This is a genomic window from Streptomyces sp. NPDC001093, from assembly GCF_040298985.1.
Taxonomy (GTDB): domain Bacteria; phylum Actinomycetota; class Actinomycetes; order Streptomycetales; family Streptomycetaceae; genus Streptomyces.
The window spans coordinates 73,974-98,702 of record NZ_JBEPBF010000002.1 but is presented as its reverse complement, the minus strand read 5'-3'; the positions used below and the strand labels follow the sequence as shown (position 1 = coordinate 98,702).

The following is a 24,729-nucleotide window of genomic DNA, read 5'->3' as shown; positions in this document are numbered from 1 at the left end:
CCGCGCCCCGTCGTAGAGCCCCGCAAAGGCCGCGTTCCCCGACCATCGCCGAATGGATCGGTGTGACTCCGGAAGACGGTCGGACCGGCGGCGCGGCAGGTGGGCCGCCGTCTGTGTGGGGCTCGCCCTGGCGCTGGGCGTGGGGCAGGGCGCGGCGGCCGCGGCGGGCGATCCCGCGCCCCCGCCACCGAGGGGGAAGATCCTCGACTTCCCCCTGGCGGCGATCGGAGGTCTCGTCCACCCGGACGCGCCGCCGCCCGGTGCCGACGACTGGCACTGCAGGCCCACGCCCGCGCATCCGCGCCCGGTCGTCCTGCTGCACGGGACCTGGGCGAACGCGTACGACGACTGGGGCCTGATGGCCCCGTACCTGAAGCAGCTGGGCTACTGCGTGTTCGCCGCCGAGTACGGCGGGGCGCCCGGCAACCCGGTCAAGGCCACCGCGCACGTCCCGGACTCCGCCCGGCAGATCGCCGGGTACGTCGACCGTGTGCTCCAGGCCACCGGCGCCCACCAGGTCGACCTCGTCGGGCACTCCCAGGGCGGCGGTCTGACGCCCCGCTGGTATCTGCGGTTCGACGGCGGCACGGATCCCGCGCATCCGGAACGCAACAAGGTGCACGGCCTCATCGGCCTGGCCCCGTCCAACCACGGCACGACCGGTTCCGGCCTCGGCACCCTGACCACGAAGCTGGGGCTCGACAAGCCCGTGTCGGGTGTCCTCGGCGAGGCGTACGAGGACCAGCTCGTCGGCTCCGAGGTGAACACGACGCTGGACCGGGGCGGGGACACCCAGCCGGGGGTCGGCTACACCGTCATCGCCACCAGGTACGACGAGGTCGTCACCCCCTACACGCACCAGTTCCTGACCGCGGGACCGGGCGCGACCGTCAGGAACATCACGATCCAGGACATCTGCCGCGACGACGCCTCCGAACACCTGTCGATCGCCTACGACTCCAACGCCGCCCAACTCGTGCGCAACGCCCTCGATCCCGCCCACGCGGAGCCCGTCCGCTGCGGCGTCGCCCTGCCCCTGCTCGGCGGCTGAACGCCGTCCGTCGCCCCGGCCGCCCCGTTCGCGCTGTACCTTCGTGCTCACGACGACGAGGAGAGGGAACGTGAGCAGCAAGTACGTGCGGCCGGCGGCCGAGGGCGCCGATCCCTTCGGAACGGCCCGGCTGCGCCGTGGTGTCCTCGACACCTGGGCCACCAGCCCCGCCCGGTTCCGTGAGGACGCCAACGCCGAGGAGGACCTGGTCCTCGGCGGCTACCGGGACCGGCTCGTCGTGGAGCTGGCCCAGAACGCCGCCGATGCCGCCGCCCGGGCGCGGGTGCCGGGGCGGCTCAGGCTCACCCTCCGGGACGGCGTCCTCGTCGCCGCCAACACCGGTGCCCCGCTGGACGCGGCCGGAGTCGAGTCGCTGTCCACGCTGCGCGCCTCGGCCAAGCGGGACACCGAGGTCACCCAGGGTGCCGTCGGACGGTTCGGGGTCGGCTTCGCCGCCGTGCTCGCGGTGACCGACGAACCCGCGATCGTGGGCCGGCACGGGGGTGTGCGCTGGTCGCTCGGCGAGGCGCGGGCGCTGGCCGGCGAGGTCGCCCGGCACAGCCCGGGACTCGGGGACGAGGTCCGGCGCCGGGACGGGCATGTGCCGCTGCTCCGGCTGCCGTTCGCCGCCGAGGGCACCGCCCCGGACCCGTACGACACCGCCGTCATCCTGCCCCTCAGGGACGCGGCCGCCGCCGATCTCGCCGAGCGGCTGCTGAACGCCGTCGACGACGCGCTGCTCCTCGCCCTGCCGGGCCTGGAGGAGGTGGTGATCGAGGTGGGCGGCGACCGGCCCCGCACGCTGCGGCGCCGCAGCGAGGGCGCCGCCGTCGTCGTGGAGGACTCGCGGGAGGGCGCCACGCGATGGCGTACCGCGTCCGCCCACGGGCCGCTCACCCCCGACCTGCTCGCCGACCGGCCGCTGGAGGAGCGGCTGCGGCCCCACTGGTCGGTGACCTGGGCCGTACCCGAGGACGAGGGCGGGCGCCCGCTGCGGCCCCGGACCACGCCCGTCGTGCACGCGCCGACCCCGAGCGACGAACCCCTCGGCGTCCCCGCGCTGCTCATCGCCTCCTTCCCCCTCGACACCACCCGCCGGCACACGGCTCCCGGTCCGCTCACCGACTTCCTGGTGCAGCGCGCCGCCGACGCCTACGCCGAACTGCTCGCCGACTGGCGGCCGGTGACGGACGGCATCATCGACCTCGTACCCGGACCGCTCGGCAAGGGCGAGCTGGACGGGGCGCTCCGGCAGGCCGTGCTGGAGCGGCTGCCGCGCACCGAGTTCCTCCCACCCGCCCACCCTGCGTCTCTCCCACCCGCCCACCCGGCATCTCTCCCACCCGCCGGCGGGCCCGAGGGTCACGACACCGACCTCCCCGAAGCCCTGCGGCCCCGGGACGCCGAGCTCGTGGAGGGCGCCGGGGCGGACACCGTGCGGGTGCTCGCCGAGGTGCTGCCGACGCTGCTGCCCGCCGGTCTGGAACGGCGCGTGGAGCTGCGCACCCTCGGCGTCGCCCGGCTGCGGCTCACCGACGCCATCGACCGGCTCGCCGGACTGGAGAAGGACCCCGACTGGTGGTGGCGGCTCTACGACAGCCTCGCCGGGGTGGACCCGGAGCGGCTGTCGGGGCTGCCGGTGCCGCTCGCGGACGGGCGGACCACCATCGGCCCCCGGCAGATCCTCCTCCCCACCGCGGACGCCGCCCGCATCGACGCGGACGTCCTCGGCCGGCTCGGGCTGAAGGTGGCCCACGAGGACGCCGCGCACCCGCTGCTGGAGAAGCTGGGCGCGCTGCCCGCCACCCCGCGCGCGGTGCTCACCACCCCGCAGGTGCGGGCCGCCGTCGCCGCCTCGATGGAGGACGAGGGCATCGGCTGGGAGGAGGACGCGCCGGACGCCGAGGAACTGGCCGACACCGTCCTGTCGTTGGTCCGGGACGCGGGGCTGGAGCCCGGTGACGAGCCCTGGCTGGGAGCCCTCGCACTGACCGACGAGGACGGGGAGCCGGCCCCCGCCGGTGAACTCGTCCTTCCCGGCAGCCCGTTCGCCCGTGTGATCCGCGAGGGCGAACTGGCCGCCGTGGACCACGAGCTGGCCGACAAGTGGGGCGAGCAGCCGCTGGCCGCCTGCGGAGTGCTCGCGAACTTCGCGCTGGTCCGCGCCACCGACGTCGTCCTCGACCCGGACGAACTCGAGCCGCGGGAGAGCGACTTCGCCGAGCCCGACGACGCCGGACTGCTGGACGCGGTCGACGTGTGGTGCGAGGACATCCTCGACCGCTTCCCGGACAGCCCGGTGCCTCCCGTCGCCACCGAACTGGTCGCCGTACGCGATCTGGACCTGGTGGACGACGACCGCTGGCCGGAGGCCCTCGCGCTGCTCGCGCAGCCCCCGCTGCGGGACGCCCTCACCCAGCCGGTCCGCGTCCTGCTGCACGACGGTACGCACGACGTCGTGCGGCCGTACACGGCGTGGTGGCTGCGCGGCCACCCGGTGCTCGACGGGCGCCGGCCCGCCGGCCTCCTCGCGGCGGGCGGCGATCCGCTGCTGCGCGGCCTGTACGACGAGGCCGACGCGACCGGGTTCGAGGACGAGCAGGTGCTGCGGGCCCTCGGCGTACGGACCTCCGTCGCGGCCCTGCTGGACGAGCCCGGCGGCGCCGCCGAGCTGCTGGACCGGCTCGCCGACCCCGAGCGGCCGGTGGCCGCGGCCCAACTGCACGGGCTGTACGGGGCAGTGGCCGAGCTCGACCCGGAGCAGGTGACCCTGCCGGACGACCTGCGGGCCGTGGTCGACGGCCGGGTGGAGGTCGTGGACGCGGGTGAGGCGGTCGTGGTCGACTCGCCCGACCTGCTGCCGTTCACCTCCGGGGTGCCGCTGCTGCCCGTCCGTCCGGCCCGGGCCGCCGAGCTGGCGGAGCTGTTCCAGGTGCGGCGGCTGAGCGAGTCCGTCACGGGCGAGGTGCACTCCGAGGGGACCGAGCACGAGGTGCCGGAGCCGGTACGGGTGCTGCTCGGACCGCGGACGCCGGAGACGTACGTCGAGCACGAGGAACTCGTCGTGGACGGCGTGGAGATCGACTGGCGGCTCACCGACGACGGGGTGCTGCACGCGGCCACGCTGGAGGGCGTCGCGGCGGGGCTGGCCTGGGCGGCCGGTCAGTGGCCGCGGCGCTTCGAGGTGGCCGCCCTGCTGGAGGACCCGTCCCGCACGGAGGAGCTGGCCAGGGACCGCTGGTTCGACTGACGGCACCCGCAGAGCCGCCTCCACAACTCTCTATGAATATTCAACTTACGTACAACCGTTCCCCTGTGTGCCGGGTCTGACCTGCCGGAGCCAACAGGCTCCCGATCACTCTGCACGCAGGGGAACACATGCGTATACGCGCCACCGTGGCCGCCGTCTCCGGCGCCCTGGCTCTCTCCGCCTTCGTCGTGCCGGCCGCCCAGGCCGCCGGCTCCGCCCCGTCGTACCGGGCGGACGCCGTGCAGGCGCTCCACGCCTCCGGCAGGACCGCGTTCAGCACCGCCGAAGGCGCGGATCTCGGCGTGACCTTCTCCAACCTCAAGATCGCCTCGGCGGTCAAGGTCGGCACGACCAACCACGTCTCCACCACGGTCACCTACACGCTGACCCACGGAGCCAACTACTCCCTCTCGTCGAGCGACTTCGCCAACGGCCCGTTCCTCTACAAGGGGTCCTCGCCCGGCACCGCGAGCAACGTCCTGTTCGGCGACAACCCGGCCACCTGCACCGCCACCTCGGCGACGACCGCCGCCTGCAAGGGCGCCATCGACATCCGCCCCGCCGACGGCGAGCTGCTCAACTCCCAGGCGGGCACCTGGCACGCCGGCGGGCTGGCGCTGCAGTACAGCACCGGGGACAGCTCCGTGCAGGGCGGCCTGGGCACCACCTACGTCCAGCGCTACTCGAAGCTGACGACCACGGTGAGCTCGACGTCCGTCTACAAGGGCAGGAGCGTCACGGTGTCGGGCAGGCTGACCCGGGCCGACTGGGAGAAGCACACGTACAACGCGGTCGGCGGCCAGTCGGTCAAGCTCCAGTTCCGCAAGTCCGGCACGAGCACGTACACCACGGTCAAGACGGTGACCACCGACTCGTCCGGCAACGCGAAGACCACCGCCACGGTGAACTCCAGCGGCTACTGGCGTTACTCCTACGCCGGCATCTCCACCACCCCGGCGGTCAGCGCCACGGGTGTCTACGTGGCCGCGAAGTAGTCACCCCCCGGTCGGAAAAGCGGCGGTCGACCCACTTCCACAGGAACTCCAGGGCGGCCGCCGCCACCACCGCGATGCCGACGGCGGTCCACGGCATCGTGACCCCGACCAGTTTCAGGGCGAAGAAGTCCTGCAGCGCCGGGACGGCCAGGACCAGCAGGAACGCCACTCCCATCGCGGCCACCAGGGTCACCCGCCACCAGGTGTAGGGACGGGCGATGATCGCCAGGATCCACAGGGAGACCAGGAAGAGCGTCAGGGTGGCCGCGCTGGTCTCGGCGTCCAGCCGGCCGGGCCCGGTGTAGTACTCGCGGCCGATCAGATACGTCACGAAGGTCGCCACCCCCGCCACCACGCCACCCGGAACCGAGTACCGCATGACCCTGCGCACGAAGTGCGGTCTCGCCCGCTCCTTGTTGGGCGCCAGGGCCAGAAAGAACGCCGGGACGCCGATGGTGAGCGTGGACAGCAGGGTCAGATGCCGGGGCAGGAACGGATACTCCACCTGCCAGCACACCACCAGGACGGCCAGCAGCACCGAGTAGACGGTCTTCACCAGGAACAGCGTCGCGACCCGTGTGATGTTGCCGATCACCCGGCGGCCCTCGCCCACCACCGACGGCAGGCTCGCGAAGCTGTTGTTCAGCAGCACGATCTGCGCGACCGCCCGCGTCGCCTCCGAGCCGGAGCCCATGGCGACCCCGATGTCGGCGTCCTTCAGCGCGAGCACGTCGTTCACGCCGTCGCCGGTCATCGCGACCGTGTGCCCGTGCGACTGCAGCGCCCCGACCATGTCCCGCTTCTGCCGCGGGGCGACCCGCCCGAAGACCGTCCCCCGGTCCAGCGCGTCCGCCATCCCCGCCCGGTCGGCGGGCAGGTGCCGCGCGTCCACCGTCGTACCCTCCAGGCCCAGCTTGGCGGCGACCGCGCCGACCGACACCGCGTTGTCGCCGGAGATGACCTTGGCGCGGACGTTCTGGTCCGCGAAGTAGCGCAGGGTGTCGGCGGCGTCCGGCCGCAGCCGCTGTTCCAGGACGACGAGGGCCGTGGGGCGGGCGCCGTGGGCCGGCTCGGGGTCGTCCAGGTCGCGGCTCGCCCGGGTCAGCAGCAACACCCGCAGGCCCTGCTCGTTGAGGCGCTCGGTCTCGGCCAGGGCCGGGTCGCCGTCCGCGAGGAGGACGTCCGGGGCGCCCAGCAGCCAGGTGCTGATCTCGCCGTCGGCCTCGCTGAACGCGGCCCCGCTGTACTTGCGGGCCGAGGAGAAGGGCACCGACTCCACACAGCGCCATTCCTCGCTGTCCGGGTAGGCGTCGATGATCGCCTGGAGGGAGGCGTTGGGACGCGGGTCGGACTCGCCGAGGGCGCCGAGCACCCTGCGTACGTAGCCCTCGTCGGCCCCGTCCAGCGGCCGCAGCTCGGTGACGTCCATGCCGCCCTCGGTGAGCGTGCCGGTCTTGTCCAGGCAGACGGTGTCGACGCGGGCCAGGCCCTCGATCGCCGGCAGCTCCTGCACCAGGCACTGTTTCCGGCCGAGCCGGATCACCCCGATGGCGAAGGCGACCGAGGTGAGCAGGACCAGTCCCTCGGGGACCATCGGGACGATGCCGCCGACCGTGCGGGCGATGGAGTCCTTGACGTCGTCGCTCTTGACGACGAGCTGGGTGATGACGAGTCCGACGGCCGCCGGGACCATCATCCAGGTGACGTACTTGAGGATCGTGGAGATGCCGCTGCGCAGCTCGGAGTGGACCAGGGTGAAGCGGGAGGCCTCCGCGGAGAGCCGGGCGGCGTAGGCCTCCCGGCCGACCTTGGTCGCCTGGAAGGCGCCGCCGCCCGCGACGACGAAGCTTCCGGACATGACCGGATCGCCGGGGCGTTTGACGACGGGGTCGGCCTCACCGGTGAGCAGCGACTCGTCGATCTCCAGCCCGTCGGCCTCGACGCAGACGCCGTCCACCACGGCCTTGTCCCCGGGCCCGATCTCCATCAGGTCGTCGAGGACGATCTCGTGGACGGCGACTTCGACGGCCGTCCCGTCTCTCCGGACTGTCGGCCGGGCCTCTCCGATCACGGCGAGCGAGTCGAGGGTCTGCTTGGCCCGCCACTCCTGGACGATGCCGATGCCGGTGTTGGCGAGGATCACGAAGCCGAAGAGGCTGTCCTGGATCGGCGCGACGCACAGCATGACCAGCCAGAGCACGCCGATGATCGCGTTGAACCGGGTGAAGACGTTCGCCCGGACGATCTCGCCCAGCGACCGGCTGCTGCGCACCGGTACGTCGTTGACCTCGCCGCGGGTGACGCGCTCGGCGACTTCGGCGCCGGTCAGCCCTGCCGACCTGGTCATCGGTAGGGCCACCGGATGCACGGGGTCGAGCTCCGCGCCCGCGTCTATATGGGTCATGCATCCGACGGTACGTGCGGATGTGTCCGCTCGCCCGCTTTCCGGCCGCGGCTATGGAGCCGACGTCTCCTTCACCGCCGCCGCCCGCTTGATCGCGGCGTCCCGCCTGCGTACGTACCAGATGCCGATCAGTCCCAGCCCGCCCCCGGCCAGGCAGGTCCACAGCCACCACAGATGCCCGTGGTCCTCGAACCAGCCGTAGAAGGGGAGCTGGACGAGGAAGAGGATGAACCAGAGGATCGTGCCGCCGGTGATGGTGGCGACCACGGGGCCCTCCAGGGGCTCCGGCGCCTCGTGCTTGGGGGTCCACTTGGCCATGGGGCACAGCTTACGAGGCGACCGCTTCCTTACCGCTTCCCGATCGTTCTACGCGCGGAGATAGCGATCTATCGCTTATGCGTTCATACTGAAACCGTTTGTCTTTGGCCGCTTCTGTTCGTATGAAACTCCAACGGGACTCGGGGGAACCCCGTCGGTGATGAGGTCCCGCATGTCCACCTCGGCACCCGCCAAGGCCCCCACCCCCGAAATCCCCGGCGGTGCGCCCGCTCAGGGCGCCCTCGACCGCTACTTCAGGATCTCCGAGCGCGGCAGCTCCGTCGCCCGGGAGATCCGCGGTGGTTTCGCCACCTTCTTCGCGATGGCGTACATCATCGTGCTGAACCCGATCATCCTGAGCAGCGCGAAGGACATGTACGGGCACCACCTGGACAGCGGCCAGCTGGTGACGGCGACCGCGCTGACGGCCGCGTTCACCACGCTGCTGATGGGTGTCATCGGCAACGTCCCGATCGCGCTCGCCGCCGGCCTCGGTGTGAACTCGGTGGTCGCGCTCCAGCTGGCGCCCCGGATGTCTTGGCCGGACGCGATGGGCATGGTCGTCCTCGCGGGCTTCGTGGTCATGCTGCTGGTCGCGACGGGTCTGCGCGAGCGCGTGATGAACGCCGTGCCGTTCGGGCTGCGCAAGGCGATCTCGATCGGTATCGGCCTGTTCATCATGCTGATCGGCCTGGTCGACTCCGGCTTCGTCACCCGGATGCCGGACGCCGCCCAGACCACCGTCCCGGTCCAGCTCGGCGTCGGCGGCCATCTGCACGGCTGGCCGGTGCTGGTGTTCATCCTGGGCGCGCTGCTGACCTTCGCGCTGATCGTCCGCAAGGTGCCGGGCGCGATCCTGATCTCGATCGTCGGCATGACCGTCCTCGCCGTGATCCTCAACGCGGTCACCACCATCCCGTCCTGGGGCCTGACCGTGCCGAAGTGGCCGGGCAACCCGGTCGCCAGCCCCGACTTCGGCCTGGTCGGCCACGTCAGCCTGTTCGGCGGCTTCTCCAAGGTCGGCGTGCTGACGGGCGTCCTCTTCGTCTTCACGGTCCTGCTGTCGTGCTTCTTCGACGCGATGGGCACGATCATGGGCGTCAGCGACGAGGCCAAGCTGACCGACGCCGAGGGCTACATGCCGGGCATCAACCGGGTCCTGTTCATCGACGGCCTCGCGGTCGCGGCGGGCGGCGCCAGCTCCTCCTCGGCCACCACCGCGTTCGTGGAGTCCACGGCCGGTGTCGGCGAGGGCGCCCGCACGGGCCTCGCGAACGTCGTCACCGGCGGCCTCTTCGCCGTCGCCCTGTTCCTCACCCCGGTCGCCACGATGGTCCCGTCCCAGGCGGCGACCCCGGCGCTGATCGCGGTCGGCTTCCTGATCCTGTCGAACTCCATCAAGGAGATCGACTGGGCCGACTACACCATCGCGATCCCGGCGTTCGTGACGATGCTGATGATGCCGTTCACCTACTCGATCACCAACGGCATCGGCATGGGCTTCATCACCTTCACGGTGCTGCGCCTGGCCGCCGGCCGGTTCCGGGAGATCCCGGCCGCGATGTACGTCGTCTCGGCGGTCTTCGCCTTCTACTACCTGATGCCGGCCCTGGGCCTGACCTGAGCCCGGTGCGGCCACGGCGTCAGGTGACGCCGTAGAACCGCTCCGTCTCCTCGACGGCGGCCTGGAACCGCTCGTCGAAGTCGTCCCGGATGAGCGTGCGGACCACATAGTCCTGCACGCTCATTCCTCTTTTCGCCGCATGGTGCCGGAGTCTTTCGAGCAGCTCTCCGTCTATGCGCAGGCTGAGCACACTGGTCCCCATGCGTACGAGGGTCGCCACATCCGGCCACCCCCTGCGTCACTTTCAGGAACCGACTCACTCATATGAGTGATCGAATGGTTCAGTGGCGGGTATCACGGGCATTCGGGCGTGTCGCAGTGTTCCTTAGCGAGGGTAATGAGTTACTCTAAAGAACATGCCGGACCTCACCCATGGCGACGACGCTGCCGCCGTGAACTCCCTCCGCTCCGCCGTGATGCGGTTGTCCCGTCGGCTCAAGCACCAGCGGGTCGACGAGTCGCTGAGCCCCACCGAGATGTCGGTGCTCGGCACCCTCTTCCGCTGCGGCTCGGCCACCCCGGGCGAGCTCGCACGCAAGGAGCACGTCCAGCCGCCGTCGATGACCCGCATCGTCGCGCTGCTCGAGGCCAAGGGGCTGGTCCGGCTGGAGCCGCACCCCGAGGACCGGCGCCAGAAGGTCGTCACCCAGACCGAGCAGGCCGAGGCGATGCTCGAGGAGAGCCGCCGCAAGCGCAACGCGTTCCTGGCCGGCCTGGCCGAGGCCCTCGACGAGGACGAGTGGGCCAGACTGCGCGCCGCCGCCCCCGTGCTGGAGAAGCTCGCACACCTGTAAGCAAGCCATTCGAGGAGGCGAACCCTTTTGAGTACGGGATCCGGAGCACCTTCCGCCCCCGCACCGACCGCCACGACTACCCCCAACGCCCGCAAGGGCTCGATGTTCAGCTCGCTGAGGATCAGGAACTACCGCCTCTTCTTCATCGGCCAGGTCGTCTCCAACACCGGCACCTGGATGCAGCGCATCGCCCAGGACTGGCTCGTCCTCAGCCTCACCGGCTCCTCCGCCGCCGTGGGCATCACGACGGCCCTGCAGTTCCTGCCGATGCTCCTGCTCGGCCTCTACGGCGGAGTCCTGGTCGACCGCCTCCCCAGGCGCCCCACGCTGCTGGTCACCCAGGCCTCCATGGCCGTGACGGGCCTGGCGCTCGCCTTCCTCACGCTCACCGGTCACGTCCAGGTCTGGCACGTCTACGTCGCCGCGCTCGCCGTCGGCCTCGCCACGGTCGTCGACAACCCGGCCCGCCAGTCCTTCGTCTCCGAGATGGTCGGCCCCGCGCACCTGCAGAACGCCGTCAGCCTGAACTCGGCGAACTTCCAGTCCGCCCGCCTCGTCGGCCCCGCCGTCGCCGGCCTGATGATCACCGGCGTGGGCACCGGCTGGGCGTTCCTCGCCAACGGCCTGTCCTTCGTCGCGCCCATCACCGGCCTGCTGCTGATGCGCGCCCGTGAACTGCACGCCGTCGAGCGCACACCGCGCGGCAAGGGCCAGCTGCGCGAGGGCCTGCAGTACGTGGCGGGGCGCCCGGAGCTGATCTGGCCGATCGTCCTCGTCGGCTTCATCGGCACCTTCGGCTTCAACTTCCCGGTGTGGCTGTCGGCCTACGCGGACGGCGTCTTCCACTCCGGCGCCGGCTCCTACAGCCTCTTCAACACCCTGATGGCCGTCGGCTCCCTGTGCGGCGCCCTGCTGGCCGCCCGGCGCGGCACGGCCCGGCTGCGCGTCCTGATCGCCGCCGCGCTGGCCTTCGGCACGCTGGAGGTGGTGGCCGCGCAGGCCCCGTCGTACTGGCTGTTCGCGCTGCTCATGGTCCCGATCGGCGTCTGCGGCCTGACGGTCAACGTCACCGCCAACACGGCGGTCCAGATGGCCACCGACCCGGCCATGCGGGGGCGGGTGATGTCCCTGTTCATGATGGTGTTCATGGGCGGTACGCCGCTGGGCGCGCCGGTCGTCGGCTGGATCACCGACACCTACGGCGCCCGGGTCGGCTTCGCCTTCGGCGGCGTCGTCTCGGCCGCGGCCGCCGCCGGCATCGGCCTGGTCCTGGCCCGCATCGGCGGTCTGCGCCTGGCGGTGGGCTGGCACCACGGCCACCCGCGGGTCCGCTTCGTCCCGCGCGAGCGGGAGCAACTGGCCACGGCTGCATAGGGGATGTGCGAATGCGGGGGTGTCCCCGTACGGATGCGTGTCTCGTGTCGATCGCGTGCGCGAGGATCGTCACGTGAGATGACTTGTCCCAACACGCCCCTTTGGCACCCGTACAGGAGCATCCGCATGGCATCACAGGCATCGACCCCGAGACCCCGCTCCCGCATGCGACAGCTGACGGCGGTCGCGCTGACCCTGGGCACGGTCGGCGCGCTCGCCGCCGCCGCGCCGCCCGGGGCCGTCGCCGGACCGCACAGGGCCGACCACGGCTTCCAGGAGCGCGACCTCGTCTCCGACCAGGCGGGCAGAGCGGAGCGGCGGGACCAGAACCTGGTCAACCCCTGGGGACTGGTGCGCACGCCGGGCGGGGCGATCAGGGTCTCCAACAACGGCACCAGCACCTCCACGGTGTACTCGGGCGCCCGGGACGATCGACCGGTCACCTTCCTCTCCCCCGTCATCCACCTCCCCGGTTCCGCCGACCCGACCGGGATCGTGCGCAACGACACCCGGGACTTCCGCTTCACCGCCTCCGGACGCTCCGGTCCGGCGCGGTACATCTTCGCCGGAGAGAACGGCGGCCTCTTCGCCTTCAACCCGAATGTGCTCCCGACGACCGGCGTCCAGGTCGCCCAGGAGGACGACGCCGTCTTCAAGGGCCTGACCCTCGTGGACGGCGAGCGGAAGGCCGCGAAGGGGGGCCGGCACCGGCCGCGCATCCTCGTCGCGAACTTCCGTGACGCGCGCATCGACGTCTTCGACACCCGCTTCAAGCAGGTGAAGCAGCCCGCCGGAGCGTTCCGGGACCGGAGGATCCCCAAGGGTTTCGCGCCCTTCGACGTGAAGGACATCGGCGGCAGGATCTTCGTCACCTACGCCAAGCAGGACGCGGACAGGCACGACGACGTCGCGGGCCCGGGCAACGGCTTCATCGACGTGTTCAGCACCGAGGGCAAGCTGCTCAAGCGTTTCGCCCGCCGCGGGGTGCTCAACTCGCCCTGGGGCCTGGAAACGGCTCCCAAGGGCTTCGGGAAGTTCGCCGGCGACCTGCTCGTCGGCAACTTCGGCGACGGCCGCATCAACGCCTTCGACCTCAGAACCGGCCGGTTCGAGGGGACCCTGAGGGACCGCCACAGGCGGCCGATCAAGATCGAGGGCCTGTGGGGGCTGCAGCGGGGCACCGCCCAGTCCGGCGGCACGGACAGCGTCTGGTTCGCGGCGGGAATCGGTGGCGAGCAGCACGGGCTGCTCGGCACCCTGCGCGCCGTACGCTGATCCGCCGGCCCTCACCCGGGGTGCTCGCCGGGCGGTCACACCCGCCGGGCGAGCACCTGCCCCGGCCAGTCGTTCTGCTCGCCCGCGGTGTACGTCTCCGTCGGGATGAACCCGTTGGCCTCGTAGAAGGCGACCAGCCCGCGGTCGTCACCCGCGTAGCAGTCCACCCGCAGCAGGGAGACCCCGGCCCGCCGGGTCACCTCGGCCGCGTGGGCGAGCAGGGCCGCTCCGGCGCCGTGGCCCTTGAAGCGGCGGTCGGAGGCGAGCCAGTGGATGTACCGCTCGGGCTCGCCGGGCGGCGGAAGATGGGACAGATAGTCACCGGGCGCGTCGCTGAGGGTGAGCGTGGCGGCCGGTACGCCGTCGACCTCGGCGATGTAGGTGCTGCCCTTGTCCATGTACCCGGCGACCGATTCCGCCACCCTCGGGTTCTCCGACAGCGGCTTGCTTCCCCACTGACCGGTGCGGCCCTGTGAGACCAGCCACTCCACGCTGCTGTCGAGCATGGCGAGTATCACGGGGATGTCGTCTCGGCCGCCTTCGCGGATGGTGATCGTCATTGCCCCATCATGCCCGGCGCCGTCTGCGAAGGTGAAGGCATGAGACTCTTCGCCGCGGTGCTCCCTCCGGAGCCTGTCGTCCACGAACTCGCCGTCGAAGTCGCCAAGTTGAAGAGGCTGCCCGGCGCGGAGCGGCTGCGCTGGACCAACCGGCCGGGCTGGCACTTCACCCTCGCCTTCTACGGCGAGGTCGCCGAGGACCTCGTGCCGGACCTGTCGGACCGCCTGGCCCGCGCGGCCGCCCGTACGGCGCCCTTCGACCTGGCCCTCTACGGCGGCGGCCAGTTCGGGCACGGCAAGGCCCTGTGGACCGGCGCCTACGGCGAGGTGGAGGCGATGCGGCTGCTGGCCGACCGGGCGGAGTCGGCGGCGCGGAAGGCGGGCCTGCCGATGGGGGAGCACCGGCGGTACAAGGCCCACCTGACGGTGGCGCGGAGCCGGGACTCGGTGGACGTACGGCCGTACGTCGATCTGCTCCGCGAGTTCACCAGCCGGACCTGGACGGTGGACGAGCTGGTGCTGGTGCGGAGCAATCTGCCGCGGTCGGGGGTGGTGGGGGAGCAGCCGCGCTATGAGGCGGTCGCCCGCTGGGCACTGGGCGCGTCCGGTTAGGCTCGATGGCGTGGACCCGAAGACCCGGAACCGGATCATGGCCGGTGCGCTCGTTCTGATGTTCGTGGTGGTGGCCTTGGCGGCGGCCGTCAGGTAGGTACTGGCCGGCTGCGGGCCGTCCGTGGCCGGTCGCGCCCGCGCGGCGGAACCGCATGTCGCCTGCGGCCCCGCCGCCCCTTCGGGGTACTACCAGGCGAAGGCCTCCGGGGCCGGGCCCGGCCCCGGGAAGACCTCGTCCAGGCCGGCCAGCAGCTCCTCGCTCAGCTTCAGCTCGCAAGCCCTGATCGCCGACGCCAGCTGTTCCGCCGTACGCGGGCCGACGATGGGACCCGTCACACCCGGCCGGGTGAGCAGCCAGGCCAGGGCCACCTCGCCGGGCTCCAGGCCGTGCTTGTCGACCAGGTCCTCGTACGCCTGGATCTGGGCGCGGGCGGCCGGGTCCTTGAGGGTGTCGGCGGCCCGGCCGGTGGCGCGGCGCCCGCCCTGGACCTCCTTCCTGATGACCCCGCCGAGCAGACCGCCGTGCAGCGGCGACCACGGGATGACCCCGAGGCCGTAGTCCCGCGCGGCCGGGATGACCTCCATCTCGGCGCGGCGCTCGGCCAGGTTGTACAGGCACTGCTCGCTGACCAGGCCGATGGTGCCGCCGCGGCGGGCGGCGATCTCGTTGGCCTGGGCGATCTTGTAGCCGGGGAAGTTGGAGGAGCCGACGTAGAGGATCTTGCCCTGCTGGACCAGGGTGTCGATCGCCTGCCAGATCTCCTCGAACGGGGTGCTGCGGTCGATGTGGTGGAACTGGTAGAGGTCGATGTAGTCGGTCTGCAGCCGCTTCAGGCTGGCATCCACGGCCCGGCGGATGTTCAGCGCGGAGAGCTTGTCGTGGTTGGGCCAGACGGTGGCGCCGTCGGGGTCCATGTTGCCGTAGACCTTGGTGGCGAGGACGACCTTGTCGCGGCGCTCGCCGCCCTTGGCGAACCAGTTGCCGATGATGGTCTCGGTGCGCCCCTTGTTGTCCCCCCAGCCGTACACGTTGGCGGTGTCGAAGAAGTTGATGCCCGCGTCCAGTGCCGCGTCCATGATGGCGTGGCTGTCCGCCTCGTCGGTCTGCGGCCCGAAGTTCATCGTCCCGAGGACGAGTCGGCTGACCTTGAGGCCCGTGCGTCCAAGCTGCGTGTACTTCATGGTTCCCCAGCCAACGGCTTGAAGTGCGCTCTATGCAAGGGCTTTCGGGAGGACCGGGTGTCAGTCGCGAGGCAACTCGGCGGTTTTGAAGGTGAGACGGAGGGGGGTGGTGGTCATGTCAACGTCCGTTCCATAACTGACGCGCAGTTCACAGGTGTACTCGCCCTTCTTGGGTTCGGTGTACACGTAGCACCGGCCCTGGTAAGGGTCCGCGATGAGGTACACGGGAATCTCGGCCACCGCGTAGGCGGTCTTCTTGGGGCCGTAATCGTTGTGGGCGGTGCCCTTCGAGATGACCTCAGCGACGAACTCGATGTCTTCGTACCGCCAGCGGCCCTCGTCGTCCTTCGCGGCGCCCTCGCGCATTTTGGCCACGTCGGGGCAGAAGCCGTTCTTGGGGCCGGGGAAGTCGATACGGACGTCCGTGAAAATCCGCGCACGCCTTCCGAAGCGGTCCTCAAGTGCCCAGATGATATGGCGAATGGTCTCCCAGTGGATGTCCCGCTGTGGCGTCATGAAGATGTTGCCCCCGACGATCTCGACCTTGTATCCCTCGGGGACGGGCATGCGCTCGAACCGCTCGAACCACTGGTCCAGGTAGGTGGCGTTCTCGTCGGCCATCTTGATCTCGATCCTGTCTTCCAGGATGGTCATCGTGGCGCTCCTCCCCGGCTGCCCCACGCACCGGTGCAGCCGCGCGGTCCAACGATACGCACCGTGACCAGGGGACGCCGTAATCCGGTCAGCCTGTTCAGGCCGCGTACGCCTGTCCGACCCCCCACGCCTCCCACATCGCCCCCGCGAACGCCGCCGCGATCCGGTGCTCCCCGCTCGCGTTGGGATGCGTGCCGTCGTAGGTGTCGGCGTGGATGTCGTACGACTCCGGCCGCGAGGCCAGCAGGACCGGCGAGCGGGGCTCGTCCAGGTCGGCGACCGTCTTCGCCAGCAGGACGTTGAAGAGGTCCACCTGTGCGGCGAAGGGCGCGTCGACCTCGGCCCGGATGTTCGGGATCACCGGCAGCAGCACCATGCGGACGCGCGGGCTCGCCTCCCGGGCGCCCGCGATGAAGGCCCGTACGTTCTCCGCGGTCTGCTCGGCGTTGGTGTAGAAGCCCAGGTCGATCAGCCCGAGGGAGACCAGCAGCACGTCGGCCCGGTGCTTCCGTACCGCCTCGCCGATCAGCGGAGCCATGTGCAGCCAGCCCTCGCCCCAGCCCGCCAGGTGGCGGCGGGGGAAGCCGGGGTCGGCGTAGGCGTGGGAGGTGGGGGCGTCGGTCGCCTTGTCGTACAGCTCCTCGCGGGGGCCGACGAAGGTGAACGGGCCGCCGTGCGTGTCGCGCAGATGCCGCCACAGCCGGTAGCGCCACGTGTGTTCGCCCGCGCTCCCGATCGTCATGGAGTCACCTACGGGCATGAACCTGAGCATCCGCTCATGATGGACGATCGTGCGCACCGATGGGATGTGAGGCCCACCACGTCCGGCGAGCCCCGCCGGCCGCCCGCCCGGTGAACCCCCGGGGCGAATGGCAGTCTTGGGGCATGCGTCGATCGTCCGCCGTCCTCGCCGGGTTGCTGCTCGCCGGCGCCTGCGCACTGCCCGCCTCCGCCGCCGGGAGCGCGGGCGGGGACGGTGACCACGGCTTCACCCTCAAGGACCCGCGGATCACCGAGTCCAGCGGGCTCGCCGCATCCCGCCTCCACCCCGGCATCTACTGGACCCACAACGACAGCGGCGACGGGCCGTACATCTACGCCGTGGACAGCGCGACCGGGAAGACCGTCGCCCGGATCACCCTGCGCGGCATCGGCGCCCCGCGCGACGACGAGGCCATCTCCATCGGCCCGCACAACGAGATCTACCTGGGTGACATCGGCGACAACCTGGGCGGCACCTGGCCGTACGTGTGGATCTACCGGCTGTCCGAGCCGAAGGAGCTGAGGGACCAGACGGTCACCGCCACGCAGTACGTCGTGAAGTACGCGAACGGGCCGCGTGACGCCGAGTCGCTGATCGTCCACCCGAAGACCGGGCGGGTCTACATCATCGACAAGAAGGAGGACGGCGGCCACCTGTACGAGGGCCCGGCCACCCTGTCCACCTCCGGCACGAACGTCTTCCGGCCGATCGCGCCCGTCGACCTCTGGGCCACGGACGCGGCCTTCTCCCCCGACGGGCGGCAACTCGCCGTACGCGGGTACTTGGGGGGGATCTCCTACGACTGGAACGGCGGCCGCATCAGACGCCAGGGCCAACTGGACGTACCCCTGCAGGACCAGGGAGAGGGAGTCACCTACTCCGTCGACGGCACCAAGCTGCTGTACAGCAGCGAGGGGGCGGACAGCGAGGTCGTGGCGAAGGACGTACCGGGCCTTCCGGTATCCAAGTCGCCTTCGGCGAAGGGCGGTTCCGCCACGGCCGGCGACGGGATCGGTGGCAGGGGGCCGAAGATCGGTGCGGCCGTCGTCGCCGTCGGGCTGGCGGCCCTGTTCGGGTTGCGGTGGCTGCGGCGGCGGGGGTGAGGGGCGGGCTGACGGCCGCATGAGCGAGGGGCGCCCGGTGTCGGCACCGGGCGCCCCTCCATATGTGTTCCCACCTGCTCGGGAACACCCTGTTCCCGGCCGGGAACGCCCTTCCGTCCCGGCACACTGACAGGGCCGTACACCGGCTCCGGTGCTCTCGTTCGTCGCGCTACGGAGTGCCGCCGTATCCAGGAGGGGCTCAAGTGAATCGATCACTGCTGACCATGCGCTCGGCGCTGGTCCTGTTGCTGGGTGTTCTCGTCGGCGCGGGAGCAGGAGTGCTCACCGCCTGTTCCGGCGGTGGCGGCGTGGCGCAGCCGGTCATGGTGGGCGCGTCCGCTTTCGCGGCCGCCGTGGCGTTCTTCGACTCCATCATCGACCAGGCGCACTGACCAAGACCGGTTGCCGTCGTTGACAGGGCGGTGAGGGCCATGTGGCCTGCCGGTTTCCTGTAGATACATCCCGGATGTATCCGGGGAGAGGAGAGGGTGGTGGGGGACGATGACCGCGAGGAGGCGGCTTTCGACGATGCGGCCTTCGGTGACGCGGAAGGCTTCAAGCCGCTGTCGAGAGAGCTGCTTCCCGAAGTGAGGGATCTGGCCGAGGCGTTGCGCCGCCTGCTGACGGGCTCGGGGAAGTCGCAGCGGCAGTTCGCGGTCTATCACCACATCGGCGTCTCCACGGTCTCGCGCTATCTGAGTGGGGAACGGATCCCGGACAAGCACTTTCTCGACGGGTTGATGAAGTCGGCCTGCAAGGCGCACGACAGGGAGGTCAGTGCGGCGCTGCAGGGCCGGATGTACCGGCTGCACCGAGACGCGTTGCTGGCCCAGGACCCGGCTCGGTACCGGGAGCAGATGGCCAGCGACCGGCTGGAGGACGCCGTTCTGCGCGAGGAGGAGGCGCAGCTGGAGATCCGGGAGCTGAGGAAGGCCGCAGAGGGGCAGAAGCGGCAGCTGTGGGCACTGGAGTCACAGCTTCGTCAGCTCGAGGCGGCGGAGCAGCAGGAGCGGGGCTCGTTACGGGCGGACCTGGAACGGCACCGGATGCGCAAGGAAGAGCTGGAGGAGGCGTGCGCGCGTCTGCGGGACAAGGTCGCTCGTCTGGAGAAGGCGCTCGCGGAGGCGGAGCGGGAACGGGACGCCGCACGGACGCGTTGCCGGGAGCTGGAAGCCGAACTGGCCGTGGCGCAGGAGGCCGCTGAGCGGGCGGAATTGGAGCGGCAGGCGAGGGAGGAACGGCTGCGCCTGGCCAAGGCCGCCGGCGTGGCCGAGCACCGTCTGGCGGACCTGGAACGCGTTCATCAGGAAGCCGAACAGGTACGCCTGGCAGCCGCCCGGGAGGTTGCGTCCCAGTTGGAAGAGGCCCAGACCAAGGCCGACGAGCTGCTGCAGGAAGCGGCACTCAGGGCCACGAAGGTCCGGCCTCCGGTGCTCAGGAGATCAGCCGCGCTGCGCCAGTTGAAGGAGGCCGCGCAGTACATGGCCGACGTCCGGTTGCCCGAGCTGGTCAGGCAGCTGTCGGAGTTCGACCCGCAGGACGTCGACATCTCCGTGGAGCCGGTCGGTGTGCACTCCCGGGACGAGATCGGCCAGGTGGCCGCGGCCTTCGACAACGTGCACCGCCAGGCGGTCCGCCTCGCCGCCGAGCAGGCCCTTCTCCGGGCCAACGTCAACGCGATGTTCACCAACCTCTCGCGCCGCTCCCAGGGCCTCATCCAGCGCCAGCTGTCGCTCATCTCCGAACTGGAGTCCCGCGAGGCCGACCCGGACCAGCTGTCGGCACTGTTCAAGCTCGACCACCTCGCCACGCGTATGCGCCGTAACGGCGAGAACCTCCTCGTCCTCGCGGGTGAGGAGCCCGGCCGCCGCTGGACCCGCCCGGTCCCGCTGGTCGACGTGCTCCGCGCCGCCGCGTCCGAGGTGGAGGAGTACGAGCGCATCGAGCTGGCCTCCGTGCCGGAGATCGAGGTCGCCGGCCGCGTGGTCAACGACCTCGTGCACCTGCTCGCCGAGCTGCTGGAGAACGCCACCTCGTTCTCCTCGCCGCAGACCAGGGTCAGGGCGGTCGGTCACGCGCTGTTCGACGGGTGTGTGCTGATCGAGATCCACGACACCGGTATCGGCCTGTCCCCCGAGGACCTCGCGGCGGTCAACGAGCGGCTCGCCTCGCCGCCCACCGTGGATGTGTCGGTCGCCCGCCGCATGGGCCTCTTCGTGGCCGGTCGTCTGGCGCAGCGGCACGGCATCCGCATCCAGCTGCGCCCGTCCGACACCGGTGGTACGACCGCGCTGGTCCTGCTGCCCCTCGACACGACACGGCACGGCATCGAGTGCGTTCCCGAGCAGCCGGACGCCGGCCGACCCGCCCATGGCGCCCGGCAGACGCCCACGGCTGCGGCTCACCTGTTCACCATCTGCACCTCCGGCCATCTGTCCATCGAGCGTCCGAACCGATGACCGGGCCTCCTCGTACGCCGAGGGGCGCCCCGGCAGATACCGGGCGCCCCTTGTCGACGTATGAAAGAAGCAGACGGGAAGGAGATCAGAGCTTCTCGATGACGTAGTCGATGCAGTGGGTCAGTGCTTCGACGTCGGCGGGGTCGATGGCGGGGAACATGGCGATGCGGAGCTGGTTGCGGCCGAGTTTGCGGTAGGGCTCGGTGTCGACGATGCCGTTGGCGCGCAGGGTCTTGGCGACGGCGGCGGCGTCGATCTCGTCGGAGAAGTCGATGGTGCCGATGACCTGGGAGCGCTTGGCGGGGTCGGTGACGAAGGGGGTGGCGTACTTGGACTCTTCCGCCCAGGTGTAGAGGCGGGTGGAGGAGTCCTTGGTGCGGGCGGTGGAGAAGGCGAGGCCGCCCTGGCTGTTGAGCCATTGCAGTTGCTGGTTGAGCAGGAAGAGGGTGGCGAGGGCGGGGGTGTTGTAGGTCTGGTTCTTGCGGGAGTTGTCGATCGCGGTGGGCAGGCTGAAGAACTCGGGGATGTGGCGGCCGCTGGCGTGGATGCGTTCGGCGCGTTCGATGGCGGCGGGGGAGAAGATGGCGATCCACAGGCCGCCGTCGGAGGCGAAGGACTTCTGGGGGGCGAAGTAGTAGACGTCGGTCTGGGTGATGTCGACGGGGAGGCCGCCGGCGCCGGAGGTGGCGTCCACGAGGACGAGGGATCCGGCATCGGCGCCTTCGACCCGTGTGATGGGCATGGCGACGCCGGTGGAGGTCTCGTTGTGGGTGAGGGCGTAGACGTCGGTGCCCGTTTCGGCCTGTGCCTGGGGGTGGGTGCCGGGGTCGGTGGTGATGACGGTGGGCTCGGCCAGCCAGGGGGCGAGGCGGGCGGCCTTGGCGAACTTGGAGGAGAACTCGCCAAAGCTGAGGTGCTGGGAGCGGGTGAGGATTAGGCCGTGGGTCGCGATGTCCCAGAACGCGGTGGACCCCCCGTTGCCGAGGACGACCTCGTAGCCCTCGGGCAGGGAGAACAGTTCGGAGATGCCTTCGCGGACCGTGCCGACCAGGTTCTTGACGGGGGCCTGGCGGTGGGAGGTGCCGAGCAGGGAGTTTCCGGTGGCGGCGAGGGCGTCCAGCGCCTCGGTGCGCACCTTGGAGGGGCCCGCGCCGAAGCGTCCGTCGGCGGGCTTGATGTCAGCGGGAATCTGGATGTCGGCCACGAGCCGGAGCGTATCGCGGTGGGCGAACCAGGACAGAGCCATGTCCGTCCGATGAGACAAGATCGTCGAAGCGTGGACTTGTGAACCAGTACGACGATATGCGTGGGGCTGTGGAAAACTTTCGGTGACTGTCCGTGAGCGGATGCATCCTGGACGCATGACGGATCACTCGGGTCTCGAAGCGGAGCTGCGCGGCGCCGTCCGGGGAGAGGTCGGTTTCGACACCACCTCCCGGGCGCTGGTCACCATGGACGCGTCCAACTACCGGCGTGTCCCGGCGGGCGTCGTCGCCCCCCAAGACGCCGACGACGTGGCCGCCGCGCTGGAGGTCTGCCGGGCGCGCGGGGTGCCGGTGGTGGCGCGCGGCGGGGGCACGTCGATCGCCGGGCAGGCGACCGGCACCGGCGTGGTGCTGGACTTCACCCGGCACATGAACGGCCTGCTGGAGCTGGACCCCGGCACCCGTACGGCCGTCGTCCAACCGGGGCTCGTCCTCGACCGCCTCCAGGAGGCCGCCGCCGCGCACGGCCTGCGCTTCGGTCCCGACCCGTCCACACACAGCCGGTGCACGCTCGGCGGGATGATCGGCAACAACTCCTGCGGCTCGCACTCGGTCGCCTGGGGCACGACCGCGGACAGCGTGCGGGAGCTGTCCGTCATCACCGCGCGCGGGCGCCGGCTGCGGCTCGGGCAGGGCTGGGCCGGCGCGCCGGAAGGGCTGCGCGAGCTGGCGGAGGGTGAACCGGCGCGGCTGCGCACCGGCTTCCCGGAGCTGCCCCGCCGCATCTCCGGGTACGCGCTGGACGCGCTGCTGCCCGAGAAGGGCGCCGATGTCGCCCGCTCCTTCTGCGGTTCCGAGGGCACCCTCGGCATCCTCACCGAGGCCGTCGTCCAGCTGGTTCAGGCCCCACGCGCGCGTGCCCTGGCGGTGCTGGCGTACGGCGACGAGAGCGCCGCCGCCGAGGCCGCCGCCGGACTCCTTCCGTTCGGCCCGCTGACGGTCGAGGGCATGGCGGCCGACCTGGTGCGCGCGCCGGCCGGGCTGCCCAAGGGAGGTGCCTGGCTGTTCGTGGAGACCGGCGGGGAGTCGGCGGCCGAGGCACGCGCGCGTGCCGAGGACATGGTCCGCGCGGCCGACGTGACCGACTCCCTGGTGGTGACCGACCCGGCCGCCCAGCGCACCCTGTGGCGCATCCGCGAGGACGCGAGCGGCACGGCCACCCGTATGCCCGACGGCAGTGAGGCCTGGCCCGGCTGGGAGGACTGCGCGGTGCCGCCCGCCAGGCTCGGCGCCTATCTGCGGGACTTCCGCGCCCTGTTGTCGGCACACGGCCTGCGCGGCACACCGTACGGCCACTTCGGCGACGGCTGCATCCACGTCCGTATCGACTTCGACCTGCTCACCGAGGCCGGCATCGGCCGCTTCCGTCGCTTCTCCGAGGAACTGGCCGACCTGGTGGTGCGGCACGGCGGCTCCCTGTCCGGGGAGCACGGCGACGGCCAGGCCCGCGCGGAGCTGCTGCCGCGCATGTACGGCGCGGAGACGGTGCGGCTCTTCGAGCGGGCCAAGGCGGTCTGGGACCCCGACGACCTGCTCAACCCCGGCATGCTGGTCCGCCCGGCGCGGCTGGACGAGAACCTCCGCTTCTCCGTCCTGCCGGCGAAGCCCGTCGACGTGGCCTTCGGCTACCCGGCCGACGAAGGCGACTTCCGCGCCGCCGTCCGCCGCTGCGTCGGCGTCGCCAAGTGCCGTACGACCACGGCGTCCGGCCCCGCCGTGATGTGCCCGTCCTTCCGGGCGACCGGTGAGGAGGAGCACTCCACACGCGGCCGGGCCCGGCTGCTGCACGAGATGCTGGCCGGCGAACTGGTCACCGACGGCTGGCGTTCGACGGAGGTCCGTGACGCCCTCGACCTGTGCCTGTCCTGCAAGGGCTGCCGCTCCGACTGCCCGGTCGGCGTCGACATGGCCACCTACAAGGCCGAGTTCCTGCACCACCACTACGCCGGCCGCCGCCGCCCCGCCGCGCACCTCAGCATGGGCCGGCTGCCGCAGTGGCTGCGCTGGGTCGCCGCCACTCGCACGGCCCCGCTGCTCAACGCCCTCGCCTCGGTGCGGCCGTTGGCCCGGGTGGGCAAGCGTCTGGGTGGGATCGCGGCCGAGCGGAAGATTCCCCGGCTGGCGACGCGGACGTTCAGCGGCTGGTGGCGCGGCAGGAAGCCCGCCCACGGCGGCACCGGGGAGCCGGTGCCGGGGAGCTCCGGTCCGGGAGACCTGGTCGTGCTCTGGCCGGACACCTTCACCGAGCATCTGTCACCGGACGTCGGCCGGGCCGCCGTCCGGGTGCTGGAGGCCGCCGGACTGCGGGTGGCCCTGCCGCCGACGCTGCTGCCGCGCCGGGGGAGGATCGGTGAGGGCCGGATCGGCGACGGCCTGACCAGGTCGGCCGCCGCGCTGCTCACCGCCCGCCGGGCCCGGGTCTGCTGTGGCCTCACCTATCTCTCCACGGGCCAGCTCGACCGCGCCCGCACGGTCCTGCGGCGCACGCTGGACCTGATGGAGCCGGTGCTGCGGGCCGGGGCGCCGGTCGTCGTGCTGGAACCGAGCTGTGCCGCGGCCCTGCGCACCGACCTGCCCGAGCTGCTCCATGACGACCCGCGCGCGGCCCGGCTCGCCTCCGCCGTCGTCACCTTCGCCGAGGCCCTTCAGCGGCACGCCCCGCACTGGACCCCGCCCGCGGTGGACCGCCCGGTCGCCGGCCAGACCCACTGCCACCAGCACGCGGTGCTCGGCGACACCCCCGACCGCCGGCTGCGCGAGGCCGCGGGTCTCACCGGCGAGCTCAGCGGCGGCTGCTGCGGCCTCGCGGGCAACTTCGGTTTCGAGAAAGGCCACTTCGAGGTGTCGAGAGCCTGCGCGGAGGAACAGCTCCTGCCGTCGGTCCGTGCGGCCCCCGAGCGGACGGTGATCCTGGCCGACGGCTTCTCCTGCCGCACCCAGCTGGACCAGCTGGCCGGGGTACGGGGCCGCCATCTGGCGGAGGTGCTGGCGGAGGCGCTGGAACAGGAGACCGGGGGCGCGGGGTGACTGAGGAAACGGGGGCTCG

The 24,729-nt window shown here is 71.3% G+C and carries 19 protein-coding genes and 1 pseudogene; 12 read left to right on the top strand and 8 right to left on the bottom strand.

Translation table 11 applies throughout. The features are described 5' to 3' along the window. Positions 1-115: 115 nt before the first annotated feature. From ABT288_RS01710 to ABT288_RS01700, 3 genes are all read left to right on the top strand, one after another. Positions 116-1,051, top strand: a complete 936-nt coding sequence (locus ABT288_RS01710; protein ID WP_351601459.1) for an esterase/lipase family protein — start codon at positions 116-118, stop codon at positions 1,049-1,051. A 70-nt stretch (positions 1,052-1,121) separates the two neighbouring features. Then, positions 1,122-4,301 carry a sacsin N-terminal ATP-binding-like domain-containing protein gene (locus ABT288_RS01705; protein WP_351601456.1) on the top strand — a complete coding sequence of 1,060 codons (3,180 nt, stop codon included), beginning with the start codon at positions 1,122-1,124 and terminating at the stop codon, positions 4,299-4,301. A gap of 128 nt (positions 4,302-4,429) precedes the next feature. Further along, positions 4,430-5,296: a hypothetical protein gene (locus tag ABT288_RS01700; protein WP_351601453.1), complete on the top strand. Its 867-nt coding sequence runs from the start codon at positions 4,430-4,432 to the stop codon at positions 5,294-5,296. On the opposite strand, the gene ABT288_RS01695 is transcribed toward ABT288_RS01700, so the two are convergent. Together ABT288_RS01695 and ABT288_RS01690 are read right to left on the bottom strand one after the other, a co-directional pair. Continuing rightward, the gene (locus ABT288_RS01695) at positions 5,262-7,700 is read right to left on the bottom strand and encodes an HAD-IC family P-type ATPase (RefSeq protein WP_351601450.1); all 2,439 of its coding nucleotides are present in this window, start codon (positions 7,698-7,700) and stop codon (positions 5,262-5,264) included. The genes ABT288_RS01700 and ABT288_RS01695 overlap by 35 nt on opposite strands. 51 nt (positions 7,701-7,751) lie before the next feature. Continuing rightward, the gene (locus ABT288_RS01690) at positions 7,752-8,018 is read right to left on the bottom strand and encodes a DUF2530 domain-containing protein (protein WP_351601447.1); all 267 of its coding nucleotides are present in this window, start codon (positions 8,016-8,018) and stop codon (positions 7,752-7,754) included. 172 nt (positions 8,019-8,190) lie between these two features. Here ABT288_RS01690 and ABT288_RS01685 point away from each other — a divergent pair, with 172 nt between their 5' ends. Beyond that, positions 8,191-9,642 carry an NCS2 family permease gene (locus ABT288_RS01685; protein WP_351601444.1) on the top strand — a complete coding sequence of 484 codons (1,452 nt, stop codon included), beginning with the start codon at positions 8,191-8,193 and terminating at the stop codon, positions 9,640-9,642. Between the two features lie 19 nt (positions 9,643-9,661). On the opposite strand, the gene ABT288_RS01680 is transcribed toward ABT288_RS01685, so the two are convergent. Continuing rightward, positions 9,662-9,844 carry a BrnA antitoxin family protein gene (locus tag ABT288_RS01680; protein WP_228624546.1) on the bottom strand — a complete coding sequence of 61 codons (183 nt, stop codon included), beginning with the start codon at positions 9,842-9,844 and terminating at the stop codon, positions 9,662-9,664. Positions 9,845-9,998: 154 nt separating this feature from the next. Between ABT288_RS01680 and ABT288_RS01675 the strand changes: the two genes are divergently transcribed. The 3 genes from ABT288_RS01675 to ABT288_RS01665 all read left to right on the top strand — a co-directional run bounded on the left by ABT288_RS01675 (position 9,999) and on the right by ABT288_RS01665 (position 13,085). Beyond that, positions 9,999-10,436 carry a MarR family winged helix-turn-helix transcriptional regulator gene (locus ABT288_RS01675; RefSeq protein ID WP_351601441.1) on the top strand — a complete coding sequence of 146 codons (438 nt, stop codon included), beginning with the start codon at positions 9,999-10,001 and terminating at the stop codon, positions 10,434-10,436. A gap of 27 nt (positions 10,437-10,463) precedes the next feature. Next, complete coding sequence (locus ABT288_RS01670; RefSeq protein ID WP_502972714.1) at positions 10,464-11,810, top strand: MFS transporter; 1,347 nt, start codon at positions 10,464-10,466, stop codon at positions 11,808-11,810. 165 nt (positions 11,811-11,975) lie between these two features. Further along, complete coding sequence (locus ABT288_RS01665; RefSeq protein WP_351601439.1) at positions 11,976-13,085, top strand: TIGR03118 family protein; 1,110 nt, start codon at positions 11,976-11,978, stop codon at positions 13,083-13,085. Between the two features lie 35 nt (positions 13,086-13,120). Here the strand turns inward: ABT288_RS01665 and ABT288_RS01660 are convergent, their stop codons facing one another. After that, complete coding sequence (locus tag ABT288_RS01660) at positions 13,121-13,645, bottom strand: GNAT family N-acetyltransferase (protein WP_351601436.1); 525 nt, start codon at positions 13,643-13,645, stop codon at positions 13,121-13,123. Between the two features lie 39 nt (positions 13,646-13,684). On the opposite strand from ABT288_RS01660, the gene thpR reads away from it, so the two are divergent. Then, positions 13,685-14,257 (top strand): RNA 2',3'-cyclic phosphodiesterase, encoded by a 573-nt coding sequence (gene thpR, locus ABT288_RS01655; protein ID WP_351601433.1) that lies wholly within the window; start codon positions 13,685-13,687, stop codon positions 14,255-14,257. A 186-nt stretch (positions 14,258-14,443) separates the two neighbouring features. Here thpR and ABT288_RS01650 read toward each other — a convergent pair whose 3' ends face one another. The 3 genes from ABT288_RS01650 to ABT288_RS01640 all read right to left on the bottom strand — a co-directional run bounded on the left by ABT288_RS01650 (position 14,444) and on the right by ABT288_RS01640 (position 16,865). After that, positions 14,444-15,439 carry an aldo/keto reductase gene (locus ABT288_RS01650; RefSeq protein WP_351601430.1) on the bottom strand — a complete coding sequence of 332 codons (996 nt, stop codon included), beginning with the start codon at positions 15,437-15,439 and terminating at the stop codon, positions 14,444-14,446. A 60-nt stretch (positions 15,440-15,499) separates the two neighbouring features. Next, positions 15,500-16,093, bottom strand: coding sequence for a Uma2 family endonuclease (locus ABT288_RS01645; protein ID WP_351601427.1), 594 nt, complete (start codon positions 16,091-16,093; stop codon positions 15,500-15,502). Between the two features lie 97 nt (positions 16,094-16,190). Further along, positions 16,191-16,865, bottom strand: a complete 675-nt coding sequence (locus ABT288_RS01640) for an SGNH/GDSL hydrolase family protein (RefSeq protein ID WP_351601424.1) — start codon at positions 16,863-16,865, stop codon at positions 16,191-16,193. 113 nt (positions 16,866-16,978) lie between these two features. Here ABT288_RS01640 and ABT288_RS01635 point away from each other — a divergent pair, with 113 nt between their 5' ends. The 3 genes and pseudogenes from ABT288_RS01635 to ABT288_RS01625 form a co-directional block, all read left to right on the top strand. Continuing rightward, positions 16,979-17,959: a TolB-like translocation protein gene (locus tag ABT288_RS01635; RefSeq protein WP_351601421.1), complete on the top strand. Its 981-nt coding sequence runs from the start codon at positions 16,979-16,981 to the stop codon at positions 17,957-17,959. 203 nt (positions 17,960-18,162) lie between these two features. Then, positions 18,163-18,351, top strand: a complete 189-nt coding sequence (locus tag ABT288_RS01630) for a hypothetical protein (protein WP_351601418.1) — start codon at positions 18,163-18,165, stop codon at positions 18,349-18,351. 1,092 nt (positions 18,352-19,443) lie between these two features. Continuing rightward, positions 19,444-20,358, top strand: a pseudogene (locus ABT288_RS01625) (sensor histidine kinase); the annotation flags it as partial. A 145-nt stretch (positions 20,359-20,503) separates the two neighbouring features. Here the strand turns inward: ABT288_RS01625 and serC are convergent. Then, on the bottom strand, positions 20,504-21,622 hold the full coding sequence (serC, locus tag ABT288_RS01620) for a phosphoserine transaminase (protein ID WP_351601415.1): 1,119 nt from the start codon (positions 21,620-21,622) through the stop codon (positions 20,504-20,506). A 157-nt stretch (positions 21,623-21,779) separates the two neighbouring features. Between serC and ABT288_RS01615 the strand changes: the two genes are divergently transcribed. Next, positions 21,780-24,710, top strand: coding sequence for an FAD-binding and (Fe-S)-binding domain-containing protein (locus ABT288_RS01615; protein ID WP_351601412.1), 2,931 nt, complete (start codon positions 21,780-21,782; stop codon positions 24,708-24,710). Positions 24,711-24,729: the final 19 nt, after the last annotated feature.